The organism is Brevundimonas sp. UYEF29, assembly GCF_040546195.1.
Lineage (GTDB): Bacteria > Pseudomonadota > Alphaproteobacteria > Caulobacterales > Caulobacteraceae > Brevundimonas > Brevundimonas huaxiensis.
On sequence record NZ_JBEPNH010000002.1, the window covers coordinates 14,449 to 31,723 of the forward strand.

The 17,275-nt window shown below is 66.9% G+C and carries 18 protein-coding genes and 1 tRNA gene; 12 read left to right on the forward strand and 7 right to left on the reverse strand.

Annotated elements, in window-relative coordinates; translation table 11 throughout:
- Positions 1 to 24 precede the first annotated feature (24 nt).
- The 6 genes from ABIB58_RS02935 to ABIB58_RS02960 all read left to right on the forward strand — a co-directional run bounded on the left by ABIB58_RS02935 (position 25) and on the right by ABIB58_RS02960 (position 5,010).
- Positions 25 to 2,388 carry a heavy metal translocating P-type ATPase gene (locus tag ABIB58_RS02935; protein ID WP_082064482.1) on the forward strand — a complete coding sequence of 788 codons (2,364 nt, stop codon included), beginning with the start codon at positions 25 to 27 and terminating at the stop codon, positions 2,386 to 2,388.
- A gap of 138 nt (positions 2,389 to 2,526) precedes the next feature.
- Positions 2,527 to 3,021 carry a DUF305 domain-containing protein gene (locus ABIB58_RS02940; protein ID WP_231576678.1) on the forward strand — a complete coding sequence of 165 codons (495 nt, stop codon included), beginning with the start codon at positions 2,527 to 2,529 and terminating at the stop codon, positions 3,019 to 3,021.
- A gap of 117 nt (positions 3,022 to 3,138) precedes the next feature.
- Positions 3,139 to 3,501, forward strand: a complete 363-nt coding sequence (gene copC, locus ABIB58_RS02945) for a copper homeostasis periplasmic binding protein CopC (RefSeq protein WP_045811500.1) — start codon at positions 3,139 to 3,141, stop codon at positions 3,499 to 3,501.
- Between the two features lie 4 nt (positions 3,502 to 3,505).
- Positions 3,506 to 4,420, forward strand: a complete 915-nt coding sequence (gene copD / locus ABIB58_RS02950; RefSeq protein ID WP_045811501.1) for a copper homeostasis membrane protein CopD — start codon at positions 3,506 to 3,508, stop codon at positions 4,418 to 4,420.
- 62 nt (positions 4,421 to 4,482) lie between these two features.
- Positions 4,483 to 4,815: a hypothetical protein gene (locus ABIB58_RS02955; protein WP_045811502.1), complete on the forward strand. Its 333-nt coding sequence runs from the start codon at positions 4,483 to 4,485 to the stop codon at positions 4,813 to 4,815.
- A gap of 48 nt (positions 4,816 to 4,863) precedes the next feature.
- Entirely contained in the window at positions 4,864 to 5,010 is a 147-nt protein-coding gene (locus ABIB58_RS02960; protein WP_164952583.1) for a hypothetical protein, read from the forward strand.
- A gap of 100 nt (positions 5,011 to 5,110) precedes the next feature.
- Here the strand turns inward: ABIB58_RS02960 and ABIB58_RS02965 are convergent, their stop codons facing one another.
- The 3 genes from ABIB58_RS02965 to ABIB58_RS02975 are packed head-to-tail and all read right to left on the reverse strand — an operon-like array spanning position 5,111 to position 7,276.
- Positions 5,111 to 5,602 carry a YybH family protein gene (locus ABIB58_RS02965; protein ID WP_045811504.1) on the reverse strand — a complete coding sequence of 164 codons (492 nt, stop codon included), beginning with the start codon at positions 5,600 to 5,602 and terminating at the stop codon, positions 5,111 to 5,113.
- A gap of 49 nt (positions 5,603 to 5,651) precedes the next feature.
- Positions 5,652 to 6,128, reverse strand: a complete 477-nt coding sequence (locus ABIB58_RS02970; RefSeq protein WP_082064483.1) for a DUF411 domain-containing protein — start codon at positions 6,126 to 6,128, stop codon at positions 5,652 to 5,654.
- A complete protein-coding gene (locus ABIB58_RS02975) occupies positions 6,125 to 7,276 on the reverse strand; it encodes an acyltransferase family protein (RefSeq protein ID WP_354039008.1) in 1,152 nt (383 codons plus the stop codon). The genes ABIB58_RS02970 and ABIB58_RS02975 overlap by 4 nt, the downstream gene beginning before the upstream one ends.
- Before the next feature lie 130 nt (positions 7,277 to 7,406).
- Here ABIB58_RS02975 and ABIB58_RS02980 point away from each other — a divergent pair, with 130 nt between their 5' ends.
- The 6 genes from ABIB58_RS02980 (at position 7,407) to ABIB58_RS03005 (ending at position 12,226) form a co-directional block, all read left to right on the forward strand.
- Entirely contained in the window at positions 7,407 to 7,685 is a 279-nt protein-coding gene (locus ABIB58_RS02980; RefSeq protein ID WP_045811507.1) for a hypothetical protein, read from the forward strand.
- The gene (locus tag ABIB58_RS02985) at positions 7,682 to 8,122 is read left to right on the forward strand and encodes a Spy/CpxP family protein refolding chaperone (protein ID WP_045811508.1); all 441 of its coding nucleotides are present in this window, start codon (positions 7,682 to 7,684) and stop codon (positions 8,120 to 8,122) included. Before ABIB58_RS02980 ends, ABIB58_RS02985 begins: the two co-directional genes overlap by 4 nt.
- Before the next feature lie 9 nt (positions 8,123 to 8,131).
- A complete protein-coding gene (locus ABIB58_RS02990) occupies positions 8,132 to 8,680 on the forward strand; it encodes an RNA polymerase sigma factor (protein ID WP_045811509.1) in 549 nt (182 codons plus the stop codon).
- Between the two features lie 140 nt (positions 8,681 to 8,820).
- The gene (locus ABIB58_RS02995; protein ID WP_045811510.1) at positions 8,821 to 10,632 is read left to right on the forward strand and encodes a copper resistance system multicopper oxidase; all 1,812 of its coding nucleotides are present in this window, start codon (positions 8,821 to 8,823) and stop codon (positions 10,630 to 10,632) included.
- A complete protein-coding gene (locus tag ABIB58_RS03000; protein WP_354039011.1) occupies positions 10,629 to 11,822 on the forward strand; it encodes a copper resistance protein B in 1,194 nt (397 codons plus the stop codon). Before ABIB58_RS02995 ends, ABIB58_RS03000 begins: the two co-directional genes overlap by 4 nt.
- Before the next feature lie 17 nt (positions 11,823 to 11,839).
- Positions 11,840 to 12,226, forward strand: a complete 387-nt coding sequence (locus tag ABIB58_RS03005) for a copper resistance protein CopC (protein WP_231576680.1) — start codon at positions 11,840 to 11,842, stop codon at positions 12,224 to 12,226.
- A gap of 516 nt (positions 12,227 to 12,742) precedes the next feature.
- Here ABIB58_RS03005 and ABIB58_RS03010 read toward each other — a convergent pair.
- From ABIB58_RS03010 to ABIB58_RS03025, 4 genes are all read right to left on the reverse strand, one after another.
- Positions 12,743 to 12,816, reverse strand: a tRNA-Gly gene (locus ABIB58_RS03010).
- A 39-nt stretch (positions 12,817 to 12,855) separates the two neighbouring features.
- Positions 12,856 to 13,851, reverse strand: coding sequence for a bile acid:sodium symporter family protein (locus ABIB58_RS03015; protein WP_017505632.1), 996 nt, complete (start codon positions 13,849 to 13,851; stop codon positions 12,856 to 12,858).
- Positions 13,852 to 13,919: 68 nt separating this feature from the next.
- Positions 13,920 to 15,875: an acetate--CoA ligase gene (gene acs, locus ABIB58_RS03020; protein WP_354039013.1), complete on the reverse strand. Its 1,956-nt coding sequence runs from the start codon at positions 15,873 to 15,875 to the stop codon at positions 13,920 to 13,922.
- A 4-nt stretch (positions 15,876 to 15,879) separates the two neighbouring features.
- On the reverse strand, positions 15,880 to 17,232 hold the full coding sequence (locus ABIB58_RS03025) for a DcaP family trimeric outer membrane transporter (RefSeq protein WP_354039015.1): 1,353 nt from the start codon (positions 17,230 to 17,232) through the stop codon (positions 15,880 to 15,882).
- Between the last annotated feature and the right edge of the window lie 43 nt (positions 17,233 to 17,275).

Genomic DNA, 17,275 nt, shown 5'->3' on the forward strand with positions numbered 1-17,275 from the left:
CTTCGGTCAGCCGGAGAGAGCGACATGTCCACGCATCCTCACAATCATGCCTCGGGTCACGCCTGCTGTGGGGCGAAGGCCTCGGATGGCGCGGCAACGGTCAAGGATCCCGTCTGCGGCATGTCGGTCGATCCGACGGCCACCGCTCACCGAGCCAGTCATGACGGTCAAAACTATTTCTTCTGCTCGGCGGGGTGCCGGACCAAATTCATCGGCGATCCGATGCGTTACCTGAACCCTCCCGTGGAGGCCGAGCCGGCCGTTCCCGGCGCCATCTACACCTGCCCGATGCACCCCGAGATCCGGCAGGAAGGCCCAGGCTCCTGCCCGATCTGCGGCATGGCGCTTGAGCCGGAGACGGTCACGGCGGAGGCCCCGCCCAACCACGAGCTGATCGACTTCACCAGACGCTTCTGGGTCGGTCTGGTCCTGACCCTGCCGGTCTTCGCCCTGGAAATGGGCGGACACCTGGCCAATCTCCACATGTTCATCCCGGGCCAGATGTCGAACTGGATCCAGTTCGCTTTGGCGACCCCCGTGGTTCTCTGGTGCGGCTGGCCCTTCTTCGAGCGCGGCTGGACATCGCTGCGCACCCGGCGGCTGAATATGTTCACCCTGATCGCCATGGGGGTCGGCGTGGCATGGCTTTACAGCGTCGTGGCCGTCGTCGCGCCAACCCTGTTTCCGCCCGCCTTCCTGAAGGCCGACGGCAGTGCGCCGGTGTATTTCGAGGCGGCGGCGGTCATCACCGTGCTGGTCCTCGTCGGGCAGATTCTGGAACTGCGCGCCCGCGAACAGACGTCGGGCGCGATCCGCGCCCTGCTGGACCTCACGCCCAAGACCGCGCGCCGAATCCGGGCGGACGGCATCGATGAAGATGTCTCGCTTGACCAGATCGCCGTCAGCGACCGCCTGCGGGTAAGGCCCGGAGAGAAGATCCCGGTCGATGGCGAACTCCTGGAGGGTCGGGTCGCTGTCGACGAATCCATGGTGACCGGCGAGTCCATGCCGGTGACCAAGGATGTCGGCGACCGCGTCGTGGCCGGCGCGCTCAACAAGACCGGATCCTTCATCATGCGCGCCGACAAGGTGGGCGCCGACACCCTGCTGGCGCAGATCGTCCAGATGGTGGCCCAGGCCCAGCGCAGTCGCGCCCCGATCCAGCGGCTGGCCGATACGGTCTCCGGATGGTTCGTTCCCACGGTGATCGCGATCGCCCTGCTCGCCGCCGTCGTCTGGGGCCTGGTCGGTCCCGAGCCCCGTTTGTCCTACGCCCTGGTCGCCGCCGTTTCGGTGCTCATCATCGCCTGTCCCTGTGCGTTGGGTCTGGCGACGCCGATCTCGATCATGGTCGGGGTGGGACGTGGCGCCCACGCCGGCGTCCTGATCAAGAACGCCGAGGCGCTCGAACGCTTCGAGAAGGTCGACACTCTCGTTCTGGACAAGACCGGCACCCTGACGGAGGGCCGTCCGTCGGTGACGGCGATCCTGCCCGCCCTCGGCTTCGTGGAAACGGACATCCTGCGTCTTTCGGCCAGCCTCGAGCGGGGCAGCGAACATCCGTTGGCCGACGCAATCGTCCGGGCAGCCAAGGACCGGGACATCCCCCTTACCGAGGCCGCGGACTTCGACAGCCCGGTCGGTCGCGGCGTTCGCGGGACGATTGAGGGCCGCCAGGTCGCCCTGGGCAACACCCGTTTTCTCGGCGAGCTTTCGATCGACGTCTCCGCGCTGGAGCCGAAGGCGGAGGCCCTTCGCCACGACGGCGCCACCGCCATATTCGTGGCGATCGACGGAAAGGCGGCCGGGGTCATCGGCATCGCCGATCCCATCAAGGCCACCACGCCGGCTGCGATCCTCGCGCTGAAAGCGGCCGGTCTGCGGCTGGTGATGATGACCGGGGACAACCGGACGACGGCCGAAGCGGTCGCGCGGCGCCTCGGCATCGACGAAGTCCAGGCGGAGGTTTTGCCGCAGGATAAGGCGTCTGTGGTTCAACAGCTTCGTTCGCAGGGTCGGATCGTCGCCATGGCGGGGGATGGCGTCAACGATGCCCCTGCCCTCGCCGCAGCCGATGTCGGCGTCGCCATGGGGGCGGGTTCGGACGTCGCCATCGAAAGCGCCGGCGTCACCCTGCTGGGCGGAGATCTGCAAGGCATCGTGCGCGCACGGCGTCTGTCCCGCGCGGTGATGGGCAACATCCGCCAAAACCTCGTTTTCGCCTTCGGCTACAACGCCCTTGGCATCCCCGTGGCGGCTGGCCTGCTTTATCCCGTCTTCGGCTGGCTTCTCTCGCCTGCCCTTGCGGCGCTCGCAATGGCGCTCTCCTCGGTCAGCGTCATCGGCAATGCGCTGAGACTGCGCGCGGTGAGGCTTTATTCAGGATAGGCAATCAACAGTCCGCCCACCCACCCAAGGGAGGAACCGGCTGTGACGGGCCGGATTGATTCAGACGCTGACCGCAGTCTCCAGGCTTTCGCAGCGGCAGGCGAAGACGAACTGAAATTTCTGAAGAGGATACGGACGATGTCTCATCAACAGATGGACCACGGCGGGCAAGGCAACGTTCGTGGACTCGGCCCTTATCGGAGCCTGTACCTCGAGTTGGCGCTCGATTTCGTCATTATGTACCTGGTCATGTACACGATGATCGTCACGCTCGGTCACTTCTATCTCAATTTGAACAACGTCTACATGACCCTGATGATGGTCGCGCCGATGGCGGTCCTCATGCTCGTCTTCATGCGGTCCATGTACCCGTCGCGCAAAACGAACCTGGTCATTGGAGCGGTCGCCGTCGTGATCTTCGTCGGCAGCTTCGTCGGCATGCGCACCCAGGCGTTCGTTGGCGACGACGAATTCCTGCGATCGATGATCCCGCACCATTCCGGGGCTGTGTTGATGTGCGAGCAAGCCTCCCTGACCGATCCGGAGATCATCGCCCTGTGCGACGGCATCGTGCGTGGTCAACAGGAGGAGATCGCCCAGATGCAGGCGCTCCTCGAGAAGCGTCGCCGCTGACCCCGGCGTGCGGGGGAAGGCCTCAGCCGCCCCCCGCTTCCTCTTCATGAGGGACGCGGTCGTGTGGCGCGTAGAGAAGCAGAAGGCCGGGACCGGCCAAACGTCTGGAGACTGAGTATGCGTTACTTCAACCCCGCACCCTTCATCGCCGTCGCGGCGGTCGTGGCCTTCGCCGCCGGACCGGCGGCGGCCCACGCTCGCCTGGTCAGCGCCACCCCGGCGCCCGACTCCACCGTGGCCGCGACCCGGACGCTGACCCTGACCTTCAGCGAACGCAGCGTTCCCGCCTTTTCCGGCTTCGACGTCGTCAATGCGGCGGAGGAGAAGATCGCGATCCGCACCTCGGTCGCCGAGGACGGCAGGACCCTCACGGGCGCGCTGGCTCGCCCGCTGGCCGCCGGCGCCTACCGTGTCGACTGGCGTATCGCCTCGAGCGACGGCCACCGCATGACGGGATCCTACACCTTCACGGTGCGCTGACGCCGTGCTGGAAGTCGCGGTCATCGCGCTTCGTTGGCTTCAATACGGCGGCGGCGTCGTCCTTCTCGGCGCGCCGCTGTTCCTTCTCTACAGCTTTAAATACGCCGACGCGCCGAACCTGGAATGGTCGCGACCGACATTGCGCCTCGCGGCGATCATCGTCGCGCTCGGCTCGCTCGCCGCCCTGGTGGCCCAGACTGCCGTCTTGGCGGGGTCGCTGAGCGAAGCCGTGAAACCCGCGTCTCTGTCCTTTATGGTCACCGGCACAGCCCTGGGCATGGCGATGGTCGTGCGGGCCGCCGCCGCCTTGCTTGGGCTTGTCGCCTTGGTCGCCCTGAAACCCGGTCGCGGGCTCTGGAGCGTGACGGCCGCCTTGGGTCTGATCGTGGCCGCCAGCTTCGCATGGACGGGTCACGGCGCGGCCACCGAGGGTCCGGGCGGGCCCATCCATCTTGTCGCCAACATCATTCACGCGGTGGCAGCGGCCTTGTGGCTGGGCGCCCTGGCGGCGTTGACGGCCCTGCTTCTGCGCCGAGCCGGTCCGGACGACTTTGCAATCCATCGCGCCCTGCATGGCTTCGCCGGCCTTGGAACGCTCGCGGTCCTGTTGCTGGTGCTGACCGGTCTCGTGAACAGCTGGTTCCTGATCGGTCCCGAGCGCGTGGCGTCGATCGCGGGCAACCTCTACGGCCAGCTTCTGGTCGCCAAGCTCGTCCTCTTCGGTTTGATGCTTGCGCTGGCGGCGAGCAACCGGTTCCGGCTGACGCCGACACTGGGCTATGCGCTGGAGACGGGCCAACCCTCCGTCGCCGCCATGAGCGCGCTCCGGCGCAGCCTGTTGATCGAAACGGGTCTGGGACTCGCCCTGATTGGCGTCGTGGCGGTCATGGGAACCCTGCCGCCCCCGGCGTCTCTGTAGGCTCGATTGCGATGATCAAAATGAGATCGTCGCTCCGCCGACCGTTGAAGTATGATCAGACAATGCCGTTCCTGCGTCATGACCTCCTCCGACTGACGACCGCGCTGCTCGCGGCGTTTGCCGTGCTGTTCGTGTCCACCGCTTCGATCGCCTGCGAAGCTCCGGTCGATCAGGATATGGCGTCCATGTCGATGAGCGGCGACGGCGTCCCGTGCGAGCCGAAGACCGTCAGGATCTCGTGCCATAAGGCGTGTCTGGCCATCTGCCAGGGCCTTGTCCCCCAAGGCGGTGAATCCACCCCCGCACGGGTCTATGCGTCTGTCCTTTATCCATCCCTTGATGCGCGGCATGCCGATTTCACCGTGGAGGCGGACGACCCGCCCCCACGACGCTGATCCTGTTGAAGATGACCGGACTCATTCAATCAAACAGAGATCAAAACCATGAAACGCACTCTCACCCTCGCAGCCCTGGTGCTGCTGGCTTCCGGTTCAGCCGCCTTCGCGGCCGCGCCGGACGCCGTGGCGCAGGCCGTATGCGCTTGCTGCGACGCTATCGCAGCCTGCGCGGAAGCCTGCACCTGCTGCTGATCGTATTATCGGGAAGACGCCCGCCCGCGAGGGCGGGCGTCTTCCCGATGTTCCTCACCGACGTCGCAGGGCCGGCGACCCGCTGGCGCGGGCCTGAGCGTCAGCCGGGCGCGCGCGACGACCAGTGAATGTGGTGGATGCGCCAGCCGTCGGCATGGCGTTTGAGGACCATGGTTTCGGTCGTCAGGCGGTCTACGGCGCGGCCCTTGAATTGGCCCGTGGTGCGGCCTTCGCTGGTGATCCAGGCGATGTCCCCGTCGGCCGATCCCGATCTGCGCGTCACCGTCGCTTCAGAGGCGGCGGCGAAGGCGGCGTCCGAGCCCAGGTGATGGGACGCATACTCGTCGCGCGATCGCTCCGCGCCACCCTCCTCGAAGATCATCACATCCGGCGCCATAATTGCCAGGGCGACGTTCGTGTCGCCGGCCTTCAGGGCGACGTGAAAGGCGTCGACGGCCGCCGCCGCGTCCGCAGCTTCCGCGGCGACCGAGCCGGCGGCTTGGGCATGCCCGTGGGCGTGGTCCTGGGCGAAGGCGGGTGTCGCCGAAAGCACGGCGAGCGACAGGACGAGGGCGAGAGAGGTGCGGGACATGGCGAACTCCGGATTGTGGGTGATCTGAACGGGCTGAGCGCGATCTGCGTCAGGCCGGCGGGTTGTGGCGGGCGAACACGCGGGTCGCGCCCGAGCGAAGCACCAGCAGGGTGTCGTAGGGCTCCTTGCGCCCCTGCGGCGTCTCCATGCCGGGCGAACCGAGCGGCATGCCCGGGACCGCGACGCCCACCGCCGCCGGTCGCTCGGTCAGCAGTCGAATGACGTCCGGGGCCGGCACATGACCCTCGACCAGATAGCCATCGATCAGACCGGTATGACAGGAGGCGAGCGCGTCCGGCATGCCCCGGCTGCTCCGGACCGATTGAAGGCTTGGAAGGATGGTGATGGTGGTGGTGAAGCCCGCCTGGCGCATGTGCGCGATCCAGGCGTCGCAGCAGGCGCAGGTGGGCGTCTTGAAGACCGTGAGGTTTCTGGACGGACGGGTCTTGGCGCAGGCGGACCCGCCCATGCCGATGAAGACGGCCGCGCCCATGAGTAGACGACGGTTCAGATTGGCGGGATTCAAAAGGGTTCTCCCTGATCGCTGTGGACGGATCGCTGCGCCTCGACAGGGTCGGCGCGCTGCGGCGCCAGCCGCGCCCGCAACCACCGTCGGCCAGGCTGCTCGACGAAGACATGGATGGCGGCCGCGGCGGCGAGCGTCAACACAAGCATGGCGGCCAGTTCGACCAGGCCCATTCGATAGTCCGCACCCCAGCCGGAGAACGCCTGCGCCGCATTGCGCCACACCATCAGGATGGGGATGTGGACGAGATAGAGGGCGAACGACGCTTCGCCGGCGAACAGAAGGACGGGGTGAGACAGGAAGGTCCGGACCGGAGCCTTGGCCAACAGGGCGAGCGACAGGATGAAGAGACCGGCCGCCGCCACGATGACCCGGTCGTCAGCGCCGATCTGCATGAGGGTCAGCAGCAGGGTTGTGGCGACCAGGGCGCCCATGAGGGACATTCGCGGCGAAGGCGTCCAGCGCTGACCGAGATAGCAGAGGCCAATGCCGTAGAGGAATTCGGGAATGATGCGCAGGATGCCCAGGCTGTCCTCCGCCCGTGGCAGGACCCGCCCGAACTGCGTCCGGTAAAAGGCGTCAAGCGCGACGAACAGCAGCGCGGAGAGTGCGATCAGAGCCCACGGCCTCGACCGCAGGCGGAGGGCGACAGCAGCGTAGGCCGGGAAGACCAGATAGGCGAACCATTCGGCAGACAGCGACCAGGCTGGTCCGTTCCAGAGCGCCACGGTTTCGCGCGGAAACCAGGCCTGAACGAGCAGCAGAGTGCCCGCGAAATCGGCGGGATTGAATCGGCCTGGCTCCAGACCGACGCCGACCATCGGGGCGATCAATACAAGCCCGAGCATGGCCAGGAGGATGAACAGGTGAGCCGGATAGATTCGGGCGAACCGAGCTGCCAGAAACCGCTTGTAGTCGGGCGCGCCGTTCCCTTGCAGATAGACGTGCGTGAGGATGAAGCCCGACAGGATGAAGAAGACATCCACGCCGAGCCGGGCGCGGTTCAGCAGGCCCGCGCTCTCCGCAGGCAAGGTCCAGTAAAGCTGGAAATGGAAGAGCACGACGCCGAGCGCGAGGAAAAACCTCACGCTGGTGAGGGGATCGAGCACGTCCGGGAAGGGAGCCCGGGCGGGGGACCTGTCGCTCACATCGATCCCCCTGGACGACACGGCTATTCCGGTCGTTCTCTGGTATCTACGCGGGGCCGGACCTTTCCCCTCATGAGGGGAAGCTCAAACCGGCGCGTATGGAGGGGGGGGGGCGTGAGGCAGGTGCGCAATGACTGACGACATCGAAAGACTGATCGGAGCGGCTGCGCCCGGCGACGCTTCACGGCTTGCGGGCGTGGAGGACGCCGTCTGGTCCCGGATTGGCGAGCGCCGGGATCGCGCCCGAATGGGTCAGGTGCGGATCGCCGCCGTGGCGATCGCCCTTGTCGTCGGCGGTGCGAACGGCGGTCTGATGCTCATGACCCCACGGCCAGAGCCTTCAGAGCTGCGTATCTTCACGGTGTCAGCCGGCCTGTCACCTATGGCCAGCCTGGATGTTTGGGGATGAGGGCGACGTGGAAGTCGATCGTCGCCACGGCGATCTTGGCGGCGCTCGCCAGCGGGGCAGCGACCTGGGCGAGCGCGACCTGGATCATGCGCGAGCGCCAGCCGCCGAGCCTGCACAGCGTCGTCCATGAAAAACTCGACCTCAGCGAGGAGCAGGACCGCCGTCTAGACGTCATTGAAGCCCGCTTCGCCGTGCGTCGCCCGGCACTGGAGGCAGAGGTTCGTGCCGCCAATCGCGAACTCGCGGCCGCCATCGCCGCAAGCGACGGGGATACGCCGCAGGTCCAGGCGGCTGTCGATCACTTCCATACCGCCATGGGCGATCTGCAGAAGGCGACGATTACCCATGTGTTCGAGATGCGATCCGTTCTGACCCCGGCACAGGCCGAGGTGTTCGACGCGGCCGTCGTCGACGCCGTACGCTACGAAGCCGGCTAAGCGCGGCGCGTGGGGGTTGAAGCCAGCATCGAGGTCCGAGCGGCGGGTGGAGACCGGGCCGCTTTCACTGCCTTGATGACCGCCACCAAGGCCGACCTCTACCGGTTCATTCGCCGCTACGTCGGCGACGAGGCTGAAGCGCATGACGTGCTTCAGGAAACCTATGCCTCAGCGTGGCTCGCCATGCGGCGATATGATCCGGCGCGGCCTTTCGATGTCTGGCTGCGTTCCATCGCCTTGAACAAGTGTCGGGACTGGAGCCGGCGGCGCTCCGTTCGCCGTGTCGTGCGCGGCGTGATGGGGCTCGATGCTCCCGAGGCGACGGCGGTGGGGGAAGACGTACCCATGCCTGAAGCTAGGCTGGACGATCAGCGCAGGGCCCAGGACCTGCAACACGCGCTGTCTGAGCTTCCCGACGCCCTGAAGGCCCCACTCCTGTTGGCCACGCTTGAAGGGCGCTCTCATGCGGAGGTCGCATCCATATTGGGCATCACGCCGAAGGCCGTGGAAACGCGGATCGCCCGCGCGCGAAAAAAGCTGGTCGACGCCTTGGCTTGAGCGCCGGTTCGGCGTCGCGGTGCCGAGCGCGCGCGCAAGAGCGTTATCTCGAAGACTGTGGCGACCTGACGCAAGGGATGCGCCGCTCAGATGCGTATCTGAACGAACGGCTCACTTGCCGACCAAGGAAAACTTCTCTGATGTCGACCGCTCGCCTTGATCGCCGAACGCTTCTCCGGGGCGCCGCCATCGGCGGTGGATTGCTGGGACTGCAAGGCTTGCTTCCGGCCTGGGCGCAGACGGGTTCGGCGGGGCTGCGGGCTGACCTGCCGACCCTGACGGGACCGAACATCGACCTGACCGTGGGCCACTCACCCTTCACGGTGGGGGGTCGCACCGGCCATGCGGTGACCATCAACGGCGTTCTGCCGGCCCCGCTTTTGCGCCTGCGGGAAGGCCAGAACGTCCGCCTGGCCGTGACCAATGGCCTCAACGAGGACACCTCGATTCATTGGCACGGCCTGCTGTTGCCGTTCCAGATGGACGGTGTGCCTGGCATCAGCTTCCCCGGGATTAAGGCCCGCGAGACCTTCGTGTATGAGTTCCCGATCAAGCAGTCGGGCACCTTCTGGTATCACAGTCACTCTGGCCTGCAGGAGGCGATGGGCCACTACGGGCCGATCGTGATCGACCCGGCGGGCGTCGATCCGGTCGCCTACGACCGCGAGCATGTGCTGGTCCTGTCGGACTGGAGCTTCATGCATCCGCACGAAATCCTCGCCAAGCTGAAGAAGAGCCCTGGCTACTTCAACCAGCAGCGCACCACCCTGGCGGGCCTCATGGATGGTAGCGACCGCATGAGCCTGGAGGAGCGGCGCATGTGGGGCCAGATGCGGATGGACCCGCGCGATATCCTCGACGTCAACGGCTCGACCTACACCTATCTGATCAACGGCCATGGACCAGAGGAAAACTGGACCGGCTTGTTCCGGCCGGGTGAGCGGGTGCGCCTGCGCATCATCAACGCCTCGGCCATGTCCATCTTTAATGTCCGCATTCCCGGCCTGCCGATGACCGTGGTCCAGGCCGACGGCGAGAACGTGCGCCCCGTCGAGACCGACGAGTTCCAGATTTCGGTGGCCGAGACCTACGACGTGATCGTCCAGCCGACCGAGGATCGCGCCTATACCATCGTCTCCGAAGCTATCGACCGCTCCGGCATGGGACGGGCCACTCTGGCGCCCCGCCTGGGCATGACCGCCGAGGTCCCGCCGCTCCGCGAGGTTCCGAACCTGACCATGCGCGACATGGGCATGGGCGGAATGGACCACGGCTCTATGGGCGATATGTCCGGGATGGATCATGGGTCGATGGCCGGCATGGATCATGGAGCCCCGGGCCAGGACGCGGCCCCGGCGGGGGAAATGGCCGGCATGTCTATGGCCGGCATGAACATGCGCGACCCCGAGAACGCCCCGCCGGACATGGCGGTTGGCGTCGGGGTCGATGCGATCGCCATGGACCCCGCCAACCGGCTCGGCGAGCGTCCTATCGGTCTCACGGACGTCGATCACCGCGTCCTCGTCTATACCGACCTGGTGTCGCTACAGCCCAACAAGGACCAGCGCCCGCCGTCGCGGACGATGGAAATCCACCTGACCGGCAATATGGAGCGGTTCATGTGGGGCTTTGACGGCCGCAAGTTCAGCGAACTCGTCGAGCCGATCCGCTTCGAGCGCAACGAGCGGGTGCGGGTGACCCTGGTCAACGACACCATGATGGCTCACCCGATCCACCTGCACGGCCATTTCTTCGAACTGGTGACGGGCGGCCCGGTCGGACATCAGCCGCTGAAGCATACCGTTAACGTCGCGGCCGGCGGCAAGGTGACCTTCGATCTGACGGCAGACGCGCCCGGCGACTGGGCCTTCCACTGCCACATGCTGATGCACATGCATGCGGGAATGTTCAATGTTGTGACGGTGCGGCCCATGGACGGAGCTGCGTCATGAACCGCCTCGCCGTCGCCCTCGCCCCGCTGGTGCTCGCCGCCAGCGCCTTCAGCGCCCAGGCCCAGGACCCTCACGCGGGCCACACGATGCCGGCGACCGCGGCGCCGACGCGCCCCGCGCCAGCACCGCGGCCCACGCCACAGGCGCCGGCCCAACCGGCGCAGGATCCGCACGCCGGTCACGTCATGCCGCCCGCGCAGACGCCGCCCGCCGCGGATCCGCATGCACGCCACCAGATGCCGGCGCAGCCCGCGCCCGTAGACCCGCACGCGGGACACCAGATGCCGGCGGCGGCGCCCGGCCAGGCCGATCCGCACGCGGGCCACGACATGTCGGCCATGTCGCCCGCGCAGACCGACCCTCACGCCGGGCATGACATGTCGACCATGAGCATGGGGCCGCCCGATGTGGCGACCAGCTCCGACAATCCCGGCCGTCCTCCGGAGGACCCGCTCCCGGCCGCCGCCCTGGCCGGCCCTGCCCACGCCGCCGATCTCGTCTTCGGCGCCGAGGCCATGGCCGCCTCTCGCCGGACCCTGATTCACGAAAACGGCGACGTCCGCACCACGGCCGTCATTCTCGATCGCCTCGAAGCCGGCTTCGGCGACGACGGCGAGACCTACCTCTGGGACGTCCAGGGCTGGACGGGCGGCGACATCAATCGCTTCTGGTGGAAGTCCGAGGGCGAAGGCGACTTCGGCGGCGAGCTCGAGGAGGCTGAAGTCCAGGCGCTCTACAGCCGCGCGGTCACGCCCTTCTGGGACGTTCAGGCCGGCGTGCGTCAGGACTTCCGGCCCGACGGCGAGGACACCACGCATCTGGTCCTCGGCCTGCAGGGCCTGGCGCCCCATTGGTGGGAAGTCGACGCCGCCGCCTTCCTGTCGACAGACGGCGACCTGACCGCCCGCGTCGAGGCCGAATACGACCAGCGCATCACCCAGCGCCTGATCCTTCAGCCCCGCCTCGAAATCGACGCTTCAGCCAGCGACATTCCGGAACTGGAGATCGGTTCGGGCCTGTCCTCGATCGAGGCGGGCCTGCGACTGCGCTACGAATTCCGCAAGGAGTTCGCCCCCTATGTCGGCATCGAGTGGAGCCGCGCGTTCGGCGATACCGCCGATTACATCGAGGCCCGAAGCGGCGAGACCGACGACACCCGCTTCGTCGTCGGCCTCAAGGCCTGGTTCTAACCGAAGGAGACCACCCCATGATGATCCGCACTCTCGTTGTCACCGCCGCCCTCGCGTTCGCCGGCACCGCCGCCGCCCAGGACCCGCATGCGGGTCACGCTATGCCGGCCCAGGCCGCAGCGCCCCAATCCGGCATCACGACCGTTCCTGCGAATGGCGCGATGACCCAGGGTTCGCCCGAGCGGTTCAGCGTCACCTTCCCCCACGCCATGGTCCTCAAGACCGTCGCCCTCTCCGCCGAGGGGCAGGCTCCGGTCGACGTCACTGTGCCCGCCGCGCCGGCCGCCGCCACCGTCGGCGTGGTTCTTCCGCGCCTCGCGCCGGGCAACTACACGGCCGCCTGGACCGCCGAAGGCCCGGACGGCCACAAGATGTCCGGCTCCGTCAGCTTCATGGTTCACTAGGAGAACTACGATCAGGGTTTCCAACCTGCTGGCCGCCGCCGGCGCGATCCTGACCCTGAGCGCGGGCGCGGCTCTGGCGGCCGAAGGCTGCGATTGTTGCAAGGACATGGCTGCGGACGCGGCTATGACGTGCTGCGACGAGATGCAGAATGATGCGTCTTCGGCTCCCGCTCATTCACTGGCACCTGACAGCGCGCCTGCGAGGCCTTCGTCAGAGGCCGTGAACCACAATCAGCAGCGTTCACCAACCTAAGCGACACTTCTACGATTTTGGCAGGAACTCTCCGCCCAACCGCCGACGACCATCGGTCGAGCGCGCTAAGGTCGAGGCTGCAATACCCCAGAACAAACTTTGGCTCACAACGGAAAGCGGACGCTCCCGGAGTCGCCAAATAGTCAATCCCGATAAATTCGACCTGTAGCTATGCGCTAGGACCGCCGAAGCAAATCGGCCTGGGAATCGGTTTGAACGAAATTTGAATCAGTTCGTCTGAAAACCGACATTCGCCGAGAGGCTGGAGCGGGCAGCGGGAATCGAACCCGCACGAAAAGCTTGGGAAGCTTTCAGGCTACCACTACATCATGCCCGCGATGGCCTGAGGCCGGTCTATCTCAAGGCTGACCGGCGCTCAAGGTAAGACCGGACTCTGGGCGCGCGCTTCATTCTCACGCGCATAGCGCTGGGCGATGATGGTACAGGCGAACAGCTGGATCTGGTGGAACAGCATGATCGGCAGGACGATCAGCGGGACCGCGTGACCGGCGAACAGGATGCCGGCCATGGGGATGCCGGTGGCCATGCTCTTCTTGGAGCCGCAGAACAGGATGACGATCCGGTCGGGGCGATCGAACTTCAGCGCGCGCCCGGCGAACAGGGTCAGGGCCAGGACGATGGCCAGCAGGGCGATGTTCAGGCCGATGACCTTGGCCAGATCCAGCGGCGCGACCTGGGACCAGACGCCGCCGACGACGCCCTCGCTGAAGGCGGCATAGACGATCAGCAGGATGGAGCCGCGGTCGACCAGTCCGGTCAGTTTGGCGTGGCGGGTCAGCCAGTCCTTCAGCAGGGGGCGACACAGCTGGCCCACGGCGAAGGGGGCCAGGATCTGCAGACCGATGTCCAGGATGGACTGCAGATGGATGCCGCCGTTGGCGCCGCCGATCAGCACGGCGACCAGCAGCGGCGTCACGATCACGCCCAGCAGGTTCGACAGGCTGGCGCTGGTCAGGGCGCCCGCGACATTGCCGCCGGCGATGGAGGTGAAGGCGATGGACGACTGCACCGTGGACGGCAGCAGGCACAGATAGAGCATCCCCGTCAGCAGATCGGGCTGAAGCGACCCCCGCATCAGGAGGACCAGCCCGAGCCCCAGCAGCGGGAACAGCAGGAAGGTCGACAGAAAGACCGTGCCCTGCAGCCGCCAGTGCAGCAGGCCCGCGCCGATCGCCGCCGGCGACATCCGCGCGCCATACAGGAAAAACAGCAGGGCGATGGCGGCCTTGACCACCCCGTCCATGACCACGGCCGCCTGTCCGCTGGCGGGGAACAGCGCCGCCAGGATCACCATGCCGATCAGGGCCAGCAGATAGCCGTCGATCGGCAGGCGGGACAGGAAACGAGGCATGGATGGCTCAGGCTGCGGCGGGGTGACGCACAGATAGGCGCATCAGCCCCCGCATTGAACCCGCGTCATCAGGCCCCGGCGCGGTTCTTGACCAGATCGTCCACGACTGACGGGTCGGCCAGGGTCGAGGTGTCGCCCAGCGCGCCGATCTCGTTCTCGGCGATCTTGCGCAGGATGCGGCGCATGATCTTGCCCGACCGGGTCTTGGGCAGGCCGGGCGCCCACTGGATCACGTCGGGGGCGGCGATGGGGCCGATCTCGTGACGGACGTGGGCGACCAGGGCCTTCCTCAGATCCTCGGTCGCCTCGACCCCGTTGTTCAGGGTGACATAGGCGTAGATGCCCTGGCCCTTGATGTCGTGGGGATAGCCGACGACCGCCGCCTCGGCGACATCGTCGTGCAGCACCAGGGCGCTTTCGACCTCGGCCGTGCCCATCCGGTGGCCCGAGACGTTGATGACGTCATCCACCCGGCCGGTGATCCAGTAGTAGCCGTCCTCGTCGCGACGGCAGCCGTCGCCGGTGAAGTAGCGGCCGGGATAGGTCGAGAAATAGGTGTCGAAGAACCGCTGGTCGTCGCCATAGACGGTGCGCATCTGGCCCGGCCAGCTGTCGGTGATGCACAGATTGCCGGAGACGGCGCCCTCCAGCGGTTGGCCCTCGGCGTCCACGATCTGAAGCTCGACGCCGGGCAGGGGCAGGGTCGCCGATCCGGGCTTCAGGTCGGTGGCGCCGGGCAGGGGGGTGATCAGATGACCGCCCGTCTCGGTCTGCCACCAGGTGTCCACGATGGGGCAACGGCCGTCGCCGACCACCTCGTGATACCAGCGCCAGGCCTCGGGGTTGATCGGCTCGCCCACCGTGCCGAGCAGCCGCAGCGAGGCGCGCGAGGCGGCCTTCACCGGGCCGTCGCCTTCGCGCATCAGGGCGCGCAGGGCCGTGGGGGCGGTGTAGAAGATCTCGACCTTGTGCTTGTCCACCACCTGCCAGAAACGTCCGGCGTCGGGATAGTTGGGCACGCCCTCGAACATCAGGGTCGTCGCCGCATTCGCGAGGGGGCCATAGACCATGTAGGAATGGCCCGTGACCCAGCCCACGTCGGCGGTGCACCAGAAAACCTCGCCGGGGCGATAGTCGAAGACGATCTCGTGCGTCCAGGCGGCCCAGAACAGATAGCCGCCCGTGGTGTGCAGCACCCCCTTGGGCTTTCCGGTCGAACCGGAGGTGTAGAGGATGAACAGCGGATCCTCGGCGTTCATCGGTTCGGGCGGACAGTCGGCATCGACCTTGGCGGCCTCCAGCCCATAGTCGAAGTCGCGACCCTCGGTCATCGGTACGTCGCCGCCGCTGCGACGGATGACCAGGACGGTGTCGACCTTCACCTTCGTCAGGGCCTCGTCGACATTGGCCTTCAGCGGAATGTGCTTGCCGCCGCGCAGGCCCTCGTCGGCGGTGATGACCAGGTTTGAGCCGCAGTCCTCGATCCGGCCGCACAGGCTGTCGGGCGAGAAGCCGCCGAAGACGACCGAATGCACCGCGCCGATGCGGGCGCAGGCCAGCATGGCGTAGGCGGCCTCGGGGATCATGGGCAGATACAGGGTGATCCGGTCGCCCTTCGTGGCCCCATGCGCCTTCAGCACATTGGCCATGCGGCACACCTCGGCGTGCAGTTCGCCGAAGGTGATGTGGCGGCTGTCGGCGGGATCGTCGCCTTCCCAGATGATCGCCGTCTCGTCCTTGCGATGGGGCAGGTGGCGGTCGATGCAGTTCGCCGAAACGTTCAAGACGCCGTCCTCGAACCAGCGGATGCGGAAATCTTCCTTGTTGAAGGAGACGTCCTTGATCCGGGTCGGCGGGGTGATCCAGTCCAGACGTCTGGCCTGTTCGGCCCAGAAGACGTCGGGCGTCTCGCGCGCGGCGATCCGCGCCGCCTCGTAAGCCTCCCGGTCCATGTGGGCCTTGCCCGCCCAGTCGGCGGGGACGGGATAGAGGGCGGGATCAGGCACGCGAGACGTCTCCGGCATCAAATCAGAATCCGTATTTGGCGAACAGGATCAGTCGGGTCATGTCGCCGCTGGCGCCGGTTTCGATCTCGCGGTCTGCGAACATCAGCTCGGCCCCGACATCAAACGCCGTAACCGGCGACCAGATCAAGTTGGCGTGGAAGCTCTGGGCCGAACGGTTGGCGGCCAAGCCAGTGAAGGCCAGGTCGTTGTCCACCTTCTGCGCCGACCAGATCAGGCTGGAACGCCAGCCGGGCGCCCAGACGTGGCGATAGGCCGCGAAGCCGGCGACCACGCCGATCGCATCCAGATCGCCCGAGCCGTTCAGCACCGCGTCGTTGGAGAAGTTCAGACCGACATAGCGGCCGATGCCCTCGCCGCCCGTCACCATCAGGCGCAGATCGTCCTTGGCGCCGACCTTGATCTTGGTCGAGGCCGACAGTCCCCAGCCCGTCGCGGTGGAATCGATGTTCGTCGCGGGGTTCTGGTATTTCAGCTGACGCAGCAGGCCGGCGAACTGGAAATCGCCCCAGGGCTTGGACACCGCATAGCGGGCGGTGAAGTCCGGAATGCTGTTGTCGTCGGCGACGATGCGCGCGCCCCCGCCGAACGGGGTCACCGTCGTCTCGGGGTTCTCGACCGCGACCGAGAAGGGCCCGCGGGTGTAGCGGACCTGAACCTGGCGGGCGAAGACCGTGCCCTCGGCCGCGCCGATGAAGTCGGCGGATTCGGGCAGGACGGCGGTGTTCTGGAAGTTGGTCCACTCCTGGCCGATCAGCCAGTTGTCGATGGTGATGAAGGCGCGACGCAGGGCCGGGTTGGCCGGGCTGGTGGTGCGCTGGTCGCCGGCGCCGGGCAGGGTCTGGAAATCCATCTCCATCCGGGTGCCGATCTTGTGACCGCCGACCATGCCGTCGGTGGTCAGCCAGAACCGGGTCTGGCGGGCGTTGAAGTCGGTCGCCGTATCCTCATCGGCGCCGCCGATGGGGATGGAGCCGGGAATGTGGAATTCACGCAGCGCGTCGCCATTGACCGGATCGCCGCCCGAATAGCGGGTGGCGTAGGCGTCCACCTTGACGAAGCCGCCGAACTTGACCGTGTGGTCGCCGATGCGGAAGCCCTCGCCCTGAACCGCTGGCGCCGCGGCCTGCTGGACCGGGGCCGGCGCGGCCGGGCGGGTCTCCAGGCGGATGATGTCCTGCTGTTGCGCCGCCTGCTGGGTTCGGGCGGCGACGACCTCGGACTTCAGGGCGTTCAACTGGGCTTCGAGCTGGGCGATGCGCGCCTCGAGCGCGGCCTGGTCCTGGGCCGAGGCCAGGCTGGGCGTCGCCATCAGCGCAACGGCGGCGGCTCCCGCCATCAGGCTTTTCGTGATCATGATGAACCTCCCGCGCCCGTCTGGCGCGGGCGTCCCTTTGGCG

What these genes read in the sequence shown, in the direction of transcription:
- ABIB58_RS02935 (WP_082064482.1), top strand. Translation starts at nt 25, where the DNA reads ATGTCCACGCATCCTCACAATCATGCCTCGGGTCACGCCTGCTGTGGG.
- ABIB58_RS02940 (WP_231576678.1), top strand. Translation starts at nt 2,527, where the DNA reads ATGTCTCATCAACAGATGGACCACGGCGGGCAAGGCAACGTTCGTGGA.
- copC (WP_045811500.1), top strand. Translation starts at nt 3,139, where the DNA reads ATGCGTTACTTCAACCCCGCACCCTTCATCGCCGTCGCGGCGGTCGTG.
- ABIB58_RS02955 (WP_045811502.1), top strand. Translation starts at nt 4,483, where the DNA reads ATGCCGTTCCTGCGTCATGACCTCCTCCGACTGACGACCGCGCTGCTC.
- ABIB58_RS02960 (WP_164952583.1), top strand. Translation starts at nt 4,864, where the DNA reads ATGAAACGCACTCTCACCCTCGCAGCCCTGGTGCTGCTGGCTTCCGGT.
- ABIB58_RS02965 (WP_045811504.1), bottom strand. Translation starts at nt 5,602, where the DNA reads ATGTCCCGCACCTCTCTCGCCCTCGTCCTGTCGCTCGCCGTGCTTTCG.
- ABIB58_RS02980 (WP_045811507.1), top strand. Translation starts at nt 7,407, where the DNA reads ATGACTGACGACATCGAAAGACTGATCGGAGCGGCTGCGCCCGGCGAC.
- ABIB58_RS02985 (WP_045811508.1), top strand. Translation starts at nt 7,682, where the DNA reads ATGAGGGCGACGTGGAAGTCGATCGTCGCCACGGCGATCTTGGCGGCG.
- ABIB58_RS02995 (WP_045811510.1), top strand. Translation starts at nt 8,821, where the DNA reads ATGTCGACCGCTCGCCTTGATCGCCGAACGCTTCTCCGGGGCGCCGCC.
- ABIB58_RS03000 (WP_354039011.1), top strand. Translation starts at nt 10,629, where the DNA reads ATGAACCGCCTCGCCGTCGCCCTCGCCCCGCTGGTGCTCGCCGCCAGC.
- ABIB58_RS03005 (WP_231576680.1), top strand. Translation starts at nt 11,840, where the DNA reads ATGATGATCCGCACTCTCGTTGTCACCGCCGCCCTCGCGTTCGCCGGC.
- ABIB58_RS03015 (WP_017505632.1), bottom strand. Translation starts at nt 13,851, where the DNA reads ATGCCTCGTTTCCTGTCCCGCCTGCCGATCGACGGCTATCTGCTGGCC.
- acs (WP_354039013.1), bottom strand. Translation starts at nt 15,875, where the DNA reads ATGCCGGAGACGTCTCGCGTGCCTGATCCCGCCCTCTATCCCGTCCCC.
- ABIB58_RS03025 (WP_354039015.1), bottom strand. Translation starts at nt 17,232, where the DNA reads ATGATCACGAAAAGCCTGATGGCGGGAGCCGCCGCCGTTGCGCTGATG.